This is a genomic window from Streptomyces sp. JNUCC 64, from assembly GCF_054484115.1.
Genome location: NZ_CM137015.1, coordinates 84,735 through 99,649, shown reverse-complemented (window position 1 = coordinate 99,649; position 14,915 = coordinate 84,735). Strand labels below are relative to the sequence as shown.

Sequence of the window (14,915 nt, the reverse complement as noted above, 5' to 3'; positions counted from 1 at the left end):
GCGGTCGGGACGCGGTGGACGCCGTGCGTCCCCAGGCGCGCCGGAGCCGTTCCGCCGGGGCCACCTGGCGGAACGGCGCGGTCACTTGGGGAGCGACCAGCGGTCCAGATAGGCCGTCACGGCGGCCGTGTCGCCCGCCCGGGCCCGCAGCCCGACGTACCCGTCGGGCCGCACCAGCAGCAACGAGCCCCCGGGCAGCTCCCGCCGCCGCGACTCCGGGCGGACCACCACCGGCTCCACCGGCAGGGCGTACCGCTCGGTGAGCGCGCGCAACGCCGCCTCCTCCCCGGCGAAGGCCCGTTCGTCCGCGCCGACGCCGAGCAGCGTCCAGTGCCGGTACGACAGCACCTCGTGCAGCCGCCGCGACCCCGTCGCCGTCCGCACCGGCAGATCGGGAAGGCGGTCCCCGGGACCCGGAACGCCCCGGGCGCCCCGACGGCCCGTGGACAGCGCGCTCGCCCGGTGGTCACGGGCGAAGTCGCTGAGCCGGAGGGCACCGCGCCGCACCACCCGGTCACTGCTCATCAGCGGGGGCATCAGCAGCCGGATCGCGGCCAGCGTGAGCCGGTTCGGCGGGAGCTCCACCACATTGCGGCGCATGGCGCGCATCACCGCGTGGGCGGTGCGCCGCTGCTCGCTGTCATAGGTGTCGAGCAGGGCGTCCGGAGCCCAGCCGTGGTGGACGGCGGCGAGCTTCCAGCCGAGGTTGTGGGCGCCCAGCAGACCGGTGTTGAGCCCCCGGCCGCCGATCGGCGCCCAGACGTGGGCGCTGTCCCCGACCAGCAGGGCCGGGCCCTCGCGCAGCCGCCGGGCGATCCGGTCGTGGAACCGCGCCCGGTTGGCCCAGCGGGGCTCCGACGGCTCCAGGGCGACCGAGGGCTCGCCGGTCGCCGACGCCACCAGGGCCTCCATCTCCGGCACGGTCGGCGGGTCCCAGTGCTCCGGGTCGGGATCGGGGAGGAAGGCGTAGAAGCGGGTGATGCCCCCGGGGACCGGGCCCGCGACCAGGGTGATGTGATGGTTGATGAAGATCTGGGTGACGTCCGGCCGGGCCGGTTGGCCCCACCGGGGCCGGGCGTTGAGCTGCACGCACTGGAGGTTGCTCCGGCGTTCCCCCTCGAACGGGATGCCGAGCGTCTTGCGGACCAGGCTCCGCGACCCCTCGCAGCTCACCACCCAGCGGCAGCGGACCGTCCCGACCCGGCCGTCGGGGCCCCGCAGATCGACCTCCGTCCCCTCGGCGCCGCTCTGCACCCCGATGGCCTCGGTGGACCAGACGACGTCCGCCCCCAGCTCCTGGAGCCGCTCGCGCATCAACGCCTCGATGGAGTCCTGCTCGATGGAGAGCGGGCCGGGGAACGCGGTGTCCTCCATCTCCATCTCCTGGACCCCGGCGACCCGTCCCCCCACCTGGAACTCGCCCTGGCGCAGCGGCAGTCCACGGTCCACGATCCGCTCCGCGCAGCCCAGGTCGCGCAGGGTCTCCTGGGCCCGCTGCCAGATCACGCTGGCCCGGGGCTCGTGCTTGGTGCCGCCGCCCTTGTCCACCACCAGGGTGTCCAGACCGTAGGAGCGCAGCGCGATGGAGAGGGCGAGCCCGGTGGGCCCGGCCCCGATGACCACCACGTCCCGGGTGCCGCTCACACCGCGCTGCCCGAACGGATGAACTCGACCAGCCGCGCGTAACTGTCCTCGCCGTGCCCGGCCTCGACGGCCCGCCGCGTCAGCCCCTCGAAGACCTCGGGCAGACCCGATCTGACGCCCCGCAACTCACTGGCGTGGGTGAGGACTTCCATGGTGCGCAGATGGAGGTCGAGGGTGAAGTCCTCACCGGGGTAGCTCCCCGCGTCGATGTGCGGGGCGTACGCGTTCATGAACGCCCGCACCGAGCCCATCCACCGGTCCGCGATCTGGGTGTACGCCTGGGCGCTCACCCCGCCGCCCGGCCCGTCCGCGCCGATCAGCGCCACCGCGTGCAGCCAGCCCGTCAGGGTGCCCCACATCTGGCTCAGCAGCGCCGTGTCGTACACCGACGGCAGCGCCGGGTCGGCGCCCACGTGCACCGGCTCGCCCAGCGCGGCGACCGTCTCGCGGTGGGCGGCGAAGACGTCCGCGGCACCGCCGTACAACAGCAGCGACTCCGCGCGGCCGATGCCGGGCGGAGTCGTCAGGATCACCCCGTCGAGATAGACGGCGCCCGAGCGTTCGACCAGGCCCGCCACCTCCCGCGCCTGCACCGGCGAACCCGAACTCACATTGACGACCGCGCGTCCCCGCAACCGGGGGACCAACGCGGTCAGCACCTCCTCGACGGCGTCGTACGACGCCAGGCACACCACCACGACCGGGCTGGCCATCACGGCCGCCGCCGCCGTGGGTTCCTCCCGCGCGCCGTCCTCGACCAGGGACACCGCCCTGCCGGGAGTGCGGTTCCACACCGTCGTCGGATGGCCCGCCGCCAGGAACGCGCCCGCCAAGGCCACGCCCATCGGGCCCAGTCCGAGGACCGTCACCTTCGTCCGCATCGCTTCCCCTCCTCATTCCCTCAGCGTCGAATCCTTGAGTTCGCTCTCCACGGCGCCGCTCCGGCGGGCCCGCCCCATGGGGTCGGAGGTGCCGGACGCGCACAGGGATCGCTACCGAACGTAACGGGCCGGGCGGGTCGCGTGAGCCCGGAGAACGGTCTTATAGCTCGAAAGAAGTACTTATGATGCTTCCGGCCGAAGCTCGGGCAGGCTCCCCCGGTGACCGACCATCCAGGGCCCACCGCAAGGGCGTTGACCGGCGGCGGAGCGTACGGCCCGCCCGTCCGGGGCGGTGCGCCGCCGGTCCCGGAGCGCCCCGTCGGCCGTCGCCTTCCCGTTCTCCCGGCTCCCCTCGCCTCCCTTGTGCTCCCCGCCTCCTCCGCCGCAGCCCTCTCCGCTCCCTCCGTTCTCCACGCGCCGCGCCCGCCCGGCGCCGCACCGCGCGCCGTCGCCCGTCCCGTCCGCCACGACCCGCCGGAGGCCCCCGGATGAGCGTCTTCGACCTGCCCCGACTGCACTTCGCGGGTACCGCCACCACCCGGCTGCCCACCGGCCCCCGCTGCGGACTCTTCGACCTCGCCACCCACCGCGTCCACGACGACGACGGCCCCTTCCCTCTGGACCGCCCGCCCGCCGACTACCGGACCTTCCTCCACGCGCGCGGCCCCCGCTTCGACGCCGACGGACGCCCCGACCCGGACGGCCCGCACAGTGTCGCCGAGGGCTGGGACTTCGCGGGGAACGGGCACTTCTGGCTGGACGCCCGGATCTCCGGCGTGGAGACCGCCCGGCCCGCCGACCCCGCCGCCGCCCCCCGGACGGCCCGGCACGACCCCGTGGTGGGGAGCCACGTCGACGTCTGGGGGCACTACAACCCGTACCTCCAGACCACCGTCAACCGCGCGCGGATCTTCGACCTCGACCCCGCCTCGCGCTGGACCGCCGCCCTCATGGTCGGCCGTCTCGGCGTCGGCCGCCGGGGCCGCTCCCACGACGACGGATACCTGCTGACCGGCGGGGTCGAGGGCCACCAGCCACCGCGCTGGCCCGACTTCCGGCGGATCCGGGACCTCGGGGACGGCGTCCTGCCCGCCCTCGCCCCGGACCTCGGCTACGGCGCCGTGCACCAGTTCACCGTCACCGACGGGGCGCTCGACTGGCTGCCCGGCGCCGAGGACTCCCCGGCCGTCGCCGCCCTCCGCGCCGCCGTCGGGGCCGCCGCCGGACTCGTCGTCCAGCTCGCCCTCGACTGCGTGGTCCTCCCGCGCGGCCCCGGCGCCTTCACCACCTGGCGGGCGCGCGGCACCATCGCCCCCTGGTACGCCCACGAACCGCGCACCCACCCCGCCGGACGACTGCTCGTCCCGGTGCCGGACGGCCCCCTGCGGACCCTGACCGCCGAGGTCCGCGCGGGACGGGCCGTCCTCAACATGGTCAACGCCGTACCGCTCGCCTCCCGCACCGGGGACCCGGACGGCCTCCGGCGCCCCGGCCCCCCGCTCACCGCCGGTGACCTGGAACTGCGCACCGCCGACACCGGACGGCTCGTCGCCCGGGTGCCCGCCGGCGCCTACCCCGCGGACGCCACCCAGGGCATCGTCACCGTGCCCGCACCCGGCTGGCGCGCGGCCGGGGAGGAGGCCCTGCGCCTGGTCCGGGTCACCGACCGGGGCCCCGAGACGCTGCTCACCGAACGGGAGACCGTCGTCCACGTCGACGACCCCCTGCTGGTGCTGCACCACCGGGACCCCGTCCGCGACGAGGACCACCCGACCGGGGTCCCGCTGCGCACCTACCACCGGGGACGCCCCGCCAGCGCCACCGTCCACGTCCGCCAGTACCACAACCCCCGCGCCCTGCCCGGCGATCCGGTCGCCGGGGCACCGGAGGCCCGCTGCCGGGACACGGTGCTCCTCGGCGCCCGGGGCACCGGGGCTTACGGACCCGGCTGCGCGCTCACCACCGGCCCCGACGGCCACGGACGGCTCACCCTGCGCGGGGAACGCGCCGGGAGCTGCCGGGTGCTGCTCGCCACCCGCCCGGACGACGCCCCGCCCGTGGACCCGGACGCCCCGGGCTCCGCCTGGACCGCCTACGACGACGGGGACGCCCTCGGCTACTGGGCGGCGACGGACCACCTCGCGGTGCGGGTGCTGCCCGAGGACTGGCACCTCGACCGGATCCCCCGCCACGAGGTCGATTTCGACCTGCTGTACCGCGAGGTCCTCGCCCCCTACGAACACCTGTCCTCGTTCATGCGGGCCGAGGTCTTCTCCCTCGGCGACCGCTGCAAGGTCGAGACGTACGCACAGCTCGTCTGGCAGATGTGCGACCCCGCCAACCGCGCCAAGACCTACTACATGCCCTCCACCCGGGACCTCTCCGACCCCAAGGCCCGGCTGTTCCTCGCCTTCCTGCGCAACCAGCAGGCCGGGGTCACGCCCCCGCGCACCGCCCCCGCCGCGCTGCCGACCGAACCCGCCATCACCACCCGGACCGAACTGCGGGCCGCGCTCGCCCAGGCCGCCGCGCTGGAGCTGTCCGTCACCCTCCAGTACCTGTACGCCGCCTACTCCGTGCCCACCCACGGCGCGGGCCTCGCCCTCGTCCGGCGCGGCGACTGGACCGAGCGGCAACTCGCCCTCGCCTGCGGCTCCGGGGGAGAGGGGCTCCAGGACGGCATCCGGGGCACCCTCCTCTCGGTCGCCCGTGAGGAGATGATCCACTTCCTGCTGGTCAACAACATCATCACCGCGATCGGGGAGCCCTTCCAGATCCCCGTCATCGACTTCGCCACCATCGGCGCCGAACTCCCGGTACGGCTCGACTTCGCCCTGGAGCCCCTGAACCTCGGCAGCGTCCAGCGGTTCATCGCCATCGAGCAGCCCTCGGCCCGCGTCCCCCGCGTCCCGCCCCCGCCCGGTGCCGCCCCCGGCGCACCGCCGTCCCGCTTCACCTGGGGCTCGATCAGCGAGCTGTACGCGGGCATCCGGGAGGGACTCACCCGGGTCCCCGACCTCTTCCTGGTCGACAAGGGGCGCGGCGGCGGCGAACACCACCTGTTCCTGCGGGAGACCGTCAACACCGTCCACCCCGACTACCAACTGGAGGTCGACGACCTCGCCAGCGCCCTGTTCGCCGTCGACGTCATCACCGAACAGGGCGAGGGCGCCGTCGACGACGGACGCCCCCACCCCGTCGGCGGCGGCACCGCCGACGAACCCTCCCACTTCGAGGCGTTCCTGCGGATCGAGGCCGCCCTCACCTCCGAACGCGTCCCCGGCCCCCACGGCCGCCCCGTCGCCTGGGACCCGGCCTACCCGGTGCTGCGCAACCCGAGCCTGCGCCCCGGCGACGGCGTCCGCACCGAGATCACCGACCCCACCGCCCGGACCGTCGCCACCCTGTTCAACCGCTCGTACCACCTGGCGCTCCAGCTGATGGCCCAGCACTTCACCCAGACCCCCGACGCCAGCCTGCGGCGCTCCCGGCTGATGAACGCCTCCATCGACGTCATGACCGGGATGATGCGCCCCCTCGGGGAACTCCTCACCACCCTCGACTCCGGCCGCCACGGACGGACCGCCGGTCCCACCTTCGAACTCGACGGACCGCCGGTCGGCCCGTCCCGCCCCGACGTCGCCCGCCGCGCCCTCGCCCTGCGCTTCGACCACCTCGCGACCACCGCCCGCGCCTGTGGACCCGTCCCGGACAAGGTCTCCGAGCTGATGGCGTTCTACGCCGACTTCTTCCGCGACTGAACGACCCGCCGCCCAAACCGACCCGCCGCCCAAACCGACCCGCCGCCCGGACCGGCCCGCCCCCGGACCGGCCCGTTCCGGGGACCCGCCGGTCCCCGGAACGACCCCGGGGGCGCGGAGCCGCGCCTCCGGCCCGGCGGTTCAGCCCGCCGGTGTCGCCGTCACCGTCGCCGACGGCTCGGGGGCCCCGCCCGGGCCCCGCGGACCCCCCGGGCTCCGGTCCGTGTCGAACGGCGGCGCCTCACCCGTCCAGCGCTGCGCGACGACGGTGGTGTACCGCAGGACCGCGCCCTCCGGCCGCCCGTCCACGGCGCGCACCGCGACCGTCAGGGTGCCCAGCGGCGCTCCCGTCTCCGCGTCGAGGACCAGCCGCAGCTCGGTACGGCCGTCCCCGTCGGGAACGGCGACCCCCCGGCCCGGACGGCCGGACCGGTCCTTCAGCGACCCCAGGGAGCGGACCCCCGGCGTCAGCGCGAGCGCCCGGTACGCGGCGGCCCGCAGCCCGGGCCGGGTCGGCAGATGGACCGCCAGGTCCACCAGGGTCGAGGTGACGATCCGCGACACCTCCGCCGAAGGCGCCTGGTACTTCCGTTCCACCGCCGTCCGCACCCGCTCGCGCAGCGCGGCGGCCCCGGTCGGCAGGTCCCGCAGATCGCCGGGGCCCAGCACCCCGATCGGCACCACGTCGACGCGCCCGCCGGGGGCGTCGCGCCCCACCCGGCCGTCCGCCCGGTACCGCAGCGTGCCCCCCCCGGGCAGCGCCCACCGGCGGGGCGACCCCGCCGTCCGCCACGCCCGGACGTCCGCCGGGGTTCCGGGGCGGGCCCCCAGGTCCCTCGTCTCCGACCACTGGTCCGGACGCTCCCCGGCGGTCCACCGGCGCAGGGCGGTCCGCTCGTCCACGACGTACCGCGCGCCGTCCGCGCCGGGCACCCGGTGGGTCTCGCCGCGCACCTCCTCCTGGTACCAGTAGGCGCCCTTCCGCGCGGCCCCGCCCTCCAGCCGGGCCGCCGCCGCCAGCAGGACGTCACCGCCCGTCCCGCCGTCCGCGCCGGAACCGACGCCCGGTCCGGCGCGCCGCACCGGGTCCGGTCCGTCGGCCGGGAGCAGCGCCACGGCGACGGCCGCCGCCACGGCCGTGGCCACCAGCCCCGCACCCCGGCCCGCCCGGGTCCACCACGCCCCGGGGGCCCGCCGCCCGGCTCCGACCGGCTCGTGGACCCGGCCGAACGCGCGGCCCAGCTCCCGCTCCCGGGTGCCGGGCGCCGCCGCCGCGTCCAGCCGGGGCGGCCGTGCCGCCGCCAGCCTCCTCATCACGTCCCGCTCGCGTCGTCCCATGCTCACACTTCCTCTCGTACGAACCGGCCCGTGAGGGCGACGGGGGTCATCGGGGCCGGTGCCGCCTCGACCGCCCGGGTCAGGCGCCGACGGGCCCGGTGCAGCCGCACCCGCATCGTCGCCGCCGTGCAGCCGACCACCCGGGCCGCCTGCGCGGGCGTCAGCCCCTGCCACGCGGCCAGCACCAGGACCTCGCGGTCCTCGTCCGCCAGCGTGGCCAGCGCCGCCAGCAGCGCGGCGCGGTCGGCCACCTCCTCGGCGACGTCGTCCCCGCCGCCCGCGGTGGACCGCTCGGTCCACTCCCGCAGCTCCGCCGCGAACGACGCCCGCCGGACCTCGGCGCGCACGGTGTCCCGCAGCACGTTGCGGGCCACCCCCAGCAGCCACGGCAGCGGCTCCGGCGGAACGTCCGCCCGGCGCCGCCACGCGACCGTGAAGGTCTCGCTCACCACCTCGTCCGCGATCTGCCGTCCGGCCCTGCTGACCACATAGGCCCACACCCGCCCCCGGCAGGCGTCGTACATCGCGGTGAAGCGGTCCGCGTCATCGGCCACCGCCCGCACCTCCGTCTCCTCACAGGTCTGTCTGACACCGGGTAGTGGTGCGGACGGGACGATCGTTACCGCCGGACCGGGACCTCCCTCCCTGTGACTCGCGTCACTCCGCCCCGCCCGGGCGGGATCGCCGCCCGCCCGAACGCGTCCTCCGTGCCCGGCCCGTGCCCCCCGGCGCGACGATCGTCGCGCCGGGCGGGGACGAAAGTGGACGGTGGACGCCCGGCCCGGCCGCCTAGGGTGCCCGGGTGAACGTTCTGCGAAGGGTCCGGCCGACGGCGCGGACCGTCTGGGAATGGCTGACGGCGCCCGAGCCCCCGACGGCGCTGACCGCCGCCTTCCCCCCGGCCCGCCGGGGACCCGCCAGGGAACTCCTGGTCGCGCTGGCGATGGCCCTGCTCGTCGCGGGCACCGAGGAACTCCTCGACAGCGGGCCGCTCCTCATCGCCGCGAGCGCGGCCGGGGCCTTCGCGCTCTGGCTGCTCCGACGGCGGCTGCCCGGTGCCGTCCTCGTCGTCGCCGGCGGCCTCGGCGCGCTCTTCGGCGGCTTCGCGATCGTGCTGTCGCTGGTGGCCTGGTCGGCGGGGCGGCGGATCGCGGACGCCGGCCACGCCCTGATCGCCTTCGGCCTCTCCTATCTGCTGTACCTCGGGCTGGGCCTCGGCGACCTGGGCATCCTGTCCTTCGGCTCGCCCATCGCGCTGGTGATGCTGGGCACCCTCGCCTATGTGGCGACCGTCGCCGTCCCCGGGCTCGCCGCCCGCTACTGGAGCCAGCGCCGCACCCTCCTGCACACCCTCCAGGAACGCAACGCGCAGCTCCTGTGGGAACACCAGATGATCGCGGGCCAGGCCCGGCTGCTGGAACGCCAGCGCATCGCCCAAGACATGCACGACAGCCTCGGCCACCAACTCGCGCTGATCTCCGTGCACACCGGCGCCCTGGAGGTGGACCCCGGGCTCACCGACCGTCAGCGGGAAGCCGTCGGCGTGCTGCGCAACGCGTCCGTCGCCGCCATGCACGAGCTGCGGGAGGTCGTCGGCATCCTGCGGGACGGCATCGCGGCGCCGCACTCCCCGGCCGACGGGACCGGACCCGTCACCCGGGGCATCGCCGGGCTCGACGCGCTGGTCGCGGACGCCCGGCGGGCCGGGAGCGAGGTCCGGCTGCGCCGCGCCGGGGAGGAACGGCCGGTGGCGGCCGCCGTGGGCCACGCCGCGTACCGCATCGTGCAGGAGGCGCTCACCAACGCGTTCAAGCATGCCCCCGGCGCCGCGATCGACGTCGAACTGCGCTACGAGCCGGACTCCCTGGTGGTGGAGGTCGTCAGCGACCGGGCCGCCCGGCTCCCCGCCGACGAGGTCGTCAGCGGCGGTCAGGGGCTGACCGGGCTGCGCGAGCGCGCCCGGCTCGTCGGCGGCATCGTGCACGCCGGGCCCGCGGACGGCGGCGGCTTCCGGGTCGCGGGCGTGCTGCCCTACGGCGCCGCGGAACCCGGCGCCCCCGCCCCCGAGGGCACCGCCCCGGGCGGCTTCCTCCGGGTCCCCGGCACCTCGCAGGTCCCCAACACCCCACAGACCCCTGGTGCCCCACAGGCTCCCGGCCAGCCCTGGCCCGGCGGACCGCACCCCGGCCCGGCCCCCGCCACCCCGCCCGCCCCGCGCGGACAGTTCAGCGGCTTCGGGATGGGCTGCGGCTTCTCCTTCGCGCTGGCGCTCGCCGTGCTGGCCGCGATCGTCGTCGGCGCCGTGCTGCTCGTCCGGTCGGCCGACCAGAAGCTCGTCAGCCGGGAGACCTACGAATCCCTGCGCGTCGGCATGTCCGAGGACGCGGTGCGCGACCGGCTGCCCACCGACGACGGGATCTTCCACTCCGGCCTCGACTCCAAGCCCGGCACCCCCGCCCGGCCCCCCGGCGCGACCTGTCTGACCCTCTCGTCCACCGAGTCCAGCAGCGACTGGGACACCGAGAGCGTTTTCCGGTTCTGCTTCCGGGACGGCAAACTGATCCAGAAGAAGTCCTTCGAGGTGAAGCTGTGACCGGACGGGGCGACGGCCGCGAGGCGGTCCCGGCCACCGGTACGGGGTGGGGTGTGACATGACGGGGCCACGGGTCCGGGTCGTCATCGCGGACGACGAACCGCTCATCAGGGCGGGCGTCCGCCTCATCCTCACCTCGGACCCGGACGTCGAGGTCGTCGCGGAGGCCGCCAACGGCCGGGAGGCGGTGGACCTCACCCTCTCCCACGCCCCCGACGTGGTCCTCCTCGACATCCAGATGCCGGTCATGGACGGTCTCGCCGCCCTCGCCGAACTCCGCCGGGCGGCCCCCTCGGTCCGGGTGATCGTCCTCACCACCTTCGGGGAACGCGACAACGTGCTGCGCGCCCTGGAGTCCGGCGGCGCCGGGTTCCTCCTCAAGGACACCGCCCCCGCCGAGCTGATCGGCGCGGTGCGGGCCGCCGCGGCCGGGGACGCCTACCTCTCCCCGGCGGCCACCCGGCACGTCGTCGACCAGCTGGCCACCGGCCGGGCCGCCGCCCGGGGCGAAGCGGCCCGCGCCCGGGTCGCCCAGCTCAGCGACCGGGAGCGGGAGGTGCTCGCCCTGCTCGGCGAGGGACTCTCCAACGCCGACACGGGCCGACGGCTCCACATGAGCGAGGCGACCGTGAAGACGTACGTGAGCCGCATCCTCGCCAAGCTGGAGTGCGAGAACCGGGTGCGGGCCGCGCTGCTGGCCCGGGACGCGGGACTCGGCGGCTGACCCGAGCGGTCCCGACCCCCGCCGTCCGGCGCGGGGCCCGGCGGCGTCCGTCGCGTGCGCGGTCCCGTGCCCCGGACCGTCGAGGCGGACGAACACGTGCGCCCCCCGGGGCCACCGACGCCGAAGGTCGTCACGGCGAACGACGTTCGCGGGACGCGCCGCCCGCCGCCGGACCGGCAGGGTCGTGCCATGACCACCGACAAGGGAACCAACGGCAAGGCGACGGGCGCTCCGACGGCCGTCGGAGCGCACTGGAGGGTCGCCGGAGCGCTGGGCGCGGCCTGGGGATCGCTGCCCGACCGCACCCCGGGGGACGGCGGGGAACCGGGCGGGAACGGCCCCGTGGACGTCATCGGCACCGAGAACCTGCTGGCCGCGCTGGCCGACGGGAAGGGCGACGCCAGCCGGGCGCTCGCCGCCACGGGCGTCACCACCACCGTGGTGATGGCCGTCCTGCGCGACCACCACGACGGCGCCGCCGTCTGGTCCGGCACCGACGACGCCGACGCGGCGGTCTCCGAGGTGGAGGTCCTCGGCCCCGACGGCCACCGGGGGCGACGGCTCTCCGGCGCCGCCGTCCGCGCCCTGACCCACGCCCGGGAGCTCGCCCGGGCCCGGGACGCCTCGGCGTTCACCCAGGAGGACCTGCTGCGCGGGCTGCTCGCCGACGGGGGCGGACGGGCCGTGGAACTGCTCGCCGTGTGCGGAACCACCGGCGCGGAGGTCCTGCGCCGACTGGACGGCGAGGAAACCGGGCCCGCCGACGGACTCGCCCCGGAGCTGTGGCCCACCCGCGACACCCTCCTCGGCCGCCGCGCCCCGGAGGGCGTCCCCCGGTGGCGGCGGCTGCTCCTGCGCGCCACCCGGGGCGTCAACCTGGCCCAGCTGCCGATGGGCTGGGTCACCATGGACGCCGCGCGGCAGGCCCGTGCCGACGGGGGACGGGTGGAGACCGAACACCTGCTGCTCGCTGCCCTCGCCACCTACGAGGTCGCCCGTGGCTACCCGCACCTCGCCTTCGCCGGACCGGCGCGGCCCGACCCCCGCCGGGGGCCCGCGCCCGCCGAGCGCTTCGCGGGCGGCGCGGCCCTGCACGCGCTGGGCGCCGACTACCTGACCGTCCGCCGGGGCCTGGAACACCACCGGGGGGAACTCGGCGCGGACGACCGGGAGGTGGACACCTACACCGAGGCGTTCGAGCCGGGCGACGGCACCGGCCCGCTGGTCGATCTGCTCCTGGGCGGGGAGACCCGGGCCCGCAGACTGATGCTGCTCCTGGGCTATCCCGTCTGACCCGGGCCCGGACGGGGGCGGCCCCGCGCTCCGGGTCGGGGACGGCCCCGCGTCTCCGACCGGACCTGTCCCCGCTTCCGGCGGGCGTGACGCGCCCGACGCTTCCACCGATCGGGGGTGGGCAAACCCCCGCGACCCGGATCCGGCAGGACTGACATCCCCTCCGCTCCATCCTTCGGGCACCCCCGAACTCCCTGCTGGTCCAGACCTCTTGTAGGGGTTCGTGAGGCGCGGCTACGTTGCTCCCCGATGTCGCGGGAACGCCAGGGGCGGGCGGGTCCCGCGCATATCTGACGGCACATCACTTCTGTTCCGAGACGAAGGAGTTGTGTTCATGCTGAAGCGTCTGGGTGTGCTCGCCGGATCCATGGCGGCCGCCGCCGGTCTCCTCTTCGCGAGTGCTCCGCCCGCCGCCGCGGACCCGTTCTTCTACCAGCGCAGCCATCACTCCTCGTACGCCGAGTGCGTGGCCGCCGGGGTCGCGGGCCGCCCTCTGTGGGGGGTGCTGTTCAAGTGTGAACCGTTCCCGACCCGCCCCGACGTCTACGTCCTCTGGGTCCGCTTCTGACCCTCCGTCCGGCCGGGCTCCCGCGCACACCGGATGCCGGGTGGGACGGGGGTCCGGCCCCCTCCGGCCGTGGGGCCGCCACCGTCCCGGGACGGTGGCGGCCCCACGCCGCGTTCCCGCCGTGACACCCCCGTCCGCGCCGCGCTCCCACTTTTTAGGTCGACTGACCTATAGTGGTTCCATGAACGAGGCACCCCAGGACCAACTGATCCATGACCCCGAGGGCCCGGTCCTCCTCGTCGGCGGCTACGGCACGGTCGGCGCGGAACTGGCCCGGATGGCGGCCCCCCGCTGGCCGCTGCTGCTCGCCGGACGGAACGTCGCCCACGGCGGGGAACTCGCCCGGGAGACCGGCGCGGACCTCCTCCACTGGGACCTCGCCGACCCCGCGCCCCGCACCGCCGAGGTCCGTGCCGTGGTCAGCGTGGTCAACGACCCCGACGACCGCGTCCTGCGCGCCGCGATCCACGGCGGCGTGCCCTACGCCGACCTCACCCGCTGGACCACCCGGGTCCAGCGCGCGGCCACGGTCGCCGCGCTGCTGCGGCCCACCGCCCCGGTGCTGCTCTCCTCGGCCTGGATGGGCGGGGTGACCAGCCTCGCCGCCGCCGCGCTGGCCCGGCGGCTCGGCGGCGCCGACACCGTGGACGTGGCGATCCGCTGGGACCAGAACGACCGGGCGGGCGCCGACTCCGTGGAGTTCATGGACCGCCTCGGACTGGACTTCGAGGTGGTCGAGAACGGCCGCCGCCGCACCGTGGCACCGCTCGCCGACACCCGCACCGTCCGGATCGGCCCCCACGGCCTCAAGGCCGCCCGGATCGACACCCCCGAGCAGTTCACCCTGCCGCTCACCCTCGGCACGACCACCGCCGTCACCCGGATCGGCTTCGGCTCGCCCGTCGCCACCTCCGCACTGCTCACCGCCAGACGCCTCGGGTTCTTCCGCTGGGGACGGGGCGAACGCTTCACCGCCGTCCGCCGCTCCCTGCTGTACGCGCCCGGCGACGGCGGCACCGCCGCGCTCCGCGTCCAGGTCACCCACGGGGACGCCACCCTGACCGCCACCGTCACCGACCCCCGGGGCCAGGCCCATCTCACGGCCCTCGGTGGACTCCTCGCCCTGGAACGGATCCTCGGCGCCGACGGAGCCCCCGCCCCCCGGGGCGTGGTCTTCCCCGAGCAGACCCCGCTGCCCGGCACCCTCGCCGAACGCCTCGCGGAACACGGCGTCACCCTGGAGACCACCGAAGCCGCCGCCCCCGCCACGACGGCCTCCCCCACGGAGCGGGCGGCATGACGGACACCCCGCCCTCCCGTCCCCCCGGCACCGGCAAGGGCGCCCGCAAACGCGGCGAACTCCTCGACGCCGCCGAACGGGTCCTGCTCTCCTCGGGCCACGCCGAACTGTCCATGCGGGCCGTGGCCGCCTCGGCCGGAGTCCGCCTCGGCCACCTCCAGTACTACTTCCCGTCCCGCTCCGACCTGGTCGCCGCCCTCCTCGGCCGCGTCCTGGACCGCTCCCAGGAACGGCTGCGCCCCCTGCTGGCCGCCGCGTCGGACCCGGCGACGCTGGTGACCGCCCTGCTCGCGGACCAGGACGACCCCGCCCTGGTCCGGCTGTTCACCGAACTGTGGGCCCTGGCGGCCCTGGACGAGACGGTCGCCACCGCCGTCCGCGCGTTCTACACGACCTACCGGGAGGAGGTCGCCGCCCACATCCAGCGCGGCGCGCCCGCCCTGCCCGCCGAGGAGTGCCGGGCCCGCGCCGAGGTCTTCGTCATGCTGGTGGAGGGCGCCTCCCTGTTCCGCTCGGGCATCGCCGGACACCGCGCCCCCCGGACCGACACCCGACTGACCGAGACGGCAGCCGCCCTGCTGAGGGGCGACGCCTGAACGGCCGTCGCCCGCGCGGAACACCGGACGACCGGTGGGCGGTCCCACGCCCCGCTCACCGGCACGCCCTCACCCCCGGGCGACGCGACGGCCGCCCCGACGCGGACGGGAACGGCGACGGACCCCGCAAGACGAGGGGCCACCGGGAACCCGGGCCCGCCCGTCCCCCGCAACCCCGGGGCCGCCCGAAAGGCCCGGAAGCGGTCGCACGATAATA

11 protein-coding genes are annotated in these 14,915 nt (G+C 76.1%); 7 read left to right on the top strand and 4 right to left on the bottom strand.

Going from position 1 to position 14,915, the window contains the following annotated elements:
• Window positions 1-81: 81 nt before the first annotated feature.
• Entirely contained in the window at window positions 82-1,644 is a 1,563-nt protein-coding gene (locus ACVWNX_RS00385) for an FAD-dependent monooxygenase (RefSeq protein ID WP_454411807.1), read from the bottom strand.
• A complete protein-coding gene (locus ACVWNX_RS00380; protein WP_454411806.1) occupies window positions 1,641-2,525 on the bottom strand; it encodes an NAD(P)-dependent oxidoreductase in 885 nt (294 codons plus the stop codon). Before ACVWNX_RS00380 ends, ACVWNX_RS00385 begins: the two co-directional genes overlap by 4 nt.
• Before the next feature lie 488 nt (window positions 2,526-3,013).
• On the opposite strand from ACVWNX_RS00380, the gene ACVWNX_RS00375 reads away from it, so the two are divergent.
• A complete protein-coding gene (locus ACVWNX_RS00375) occupies window positions 3,014-6,286 on the top strand; it encodes a ferritin-like domain-containing protein (protein WP_454411805.1) in 3,273 nt (1,090 codons plus the stop codon).
• A gap of 141 nt (window positions 6,287-6,427) precedes the next feature.
• On the opposite strand, the gene ACVWNX_RS00370 is transcribed toward ACVWNX_RS00375, so the two are convergent.
• Both ACVWNX_RS00370 and ACVWNX_RS00365 read right to left on the bottom strand, forming a co-directional pair.
• On the bottom strand, window positions 6,428-7,624 hold the full coding sequence (locus ACVWNX_RS00370) for a CU044_5270 family protein (RefSeq protein ID WP_454411804.1): 1,197 nt from the start codon (window positions 7,622-7,624) through the stop codon (window positions 6,428-6,430).
• Between the two features lie 2 nt (window positions 7,625-7,626).
• The gene (locus tag ACVWNX_RS00365; RefSeq protein ID WP_454411803.1) at window positions 7,627-8,178 is read right to left on the bottom strand and encodes an RNA polymerase sigma factor; all 552 of its coding nucleotides are present in this window, start codon (window positions 8,176-8,178) and stop codon (window positions 7,627-7,629) included.
• A 248-nt stretch (window positions 8,179-8,426) separates the two neighbouring features.
• Between ACVWNX_RS00365 and ACVWNX_RS00360 the strand changes: the two genes are divergently transcribed.
• The 6 genes from ACVWNX_RS00360 (at window position 8,427) to ACVWNX_RS00335 (ending at window position 14,698) form a co-directional block, all read left to right on the top strand.
• The gene (locus ACVWNX_RS00360; RefSeq protein WP_454411802.1) at window positions 8,427-10,217 is read left to right on the top strand and encodes a sensor histidine kinase; all 1,791 of its coding nucleotides are present in this window, start codon (window positions 8,427-8,429) and stop codon (window positions 10,215-10,217) included.
• A gap of 58 nt (window positions 10,218-10,275) precedes the next feature.
• Window positions 10,276-10,941, top strand: a complete 666-nt coding sequence (locus ACVWNX_RS00355) for a response regulator transcription factor (protein WP_454411801.1) — start codon at window positions 10,276-10,278, stop codon at window positions 10,939-10,941.
• Window positions 10,942-11,130: 189 nt separating this feature from the next.
• Window positions 11,131-12,234, top strand: coding sequence for a Clp protease N-terminal domain-containing protein (locus ACVWNX_RS00350; RefSeq protein WP_454411800.1), 1,104 nt, complete (start codon window positions 11,131-11,133; stop codon window positions 12,232-12,234).
• A gap of 334 nt (window positions 12,235-12,568) precedes the next feature.
• Window positions 12,569-12,802, top strand: a complete 234-nt coding sequence (locus tag ACVWNX_RS00345; RefSeq protein ID WP_454411799.1) for a hypothetical protein — start codon at window positions 12,569-12,571, stop codon at window positions 12,800-12,802.
• Window positions 12,803-12,983: 181 nt separating this feature from the next.
• The gene (locus ACVWNX_RS00340; RefSeq protein ID WP_454411798.1) at window positions 12,984-14,102 is read left to right on the top strand and encodes a saccharopine dehydrogenase family protein; all 1,119 of its coding nucleotides are present in this window, start codon (window positions 12,984-12,986) and stop codon (window positions 14,100-14,102) included.
• Window positions 14,099-14,698, top strand: a complete 600-nt coding sequence (locus ACVWNX_RS00335; RefSeq protein ID WP_454411797.1) for a TetR/AcrR family transcriptional regulator — start codon at window positions 14,099-14,101, stop codon at window positions 14,696-14,698. The genes ACVWNX_RS00340 and ACVWNX_RS00335 overlap by 4 nt, the downstream gene beginning before the upstream one ends.
• Window positions 14,699-14,915 lie beyond the last annotated feature (217 nt).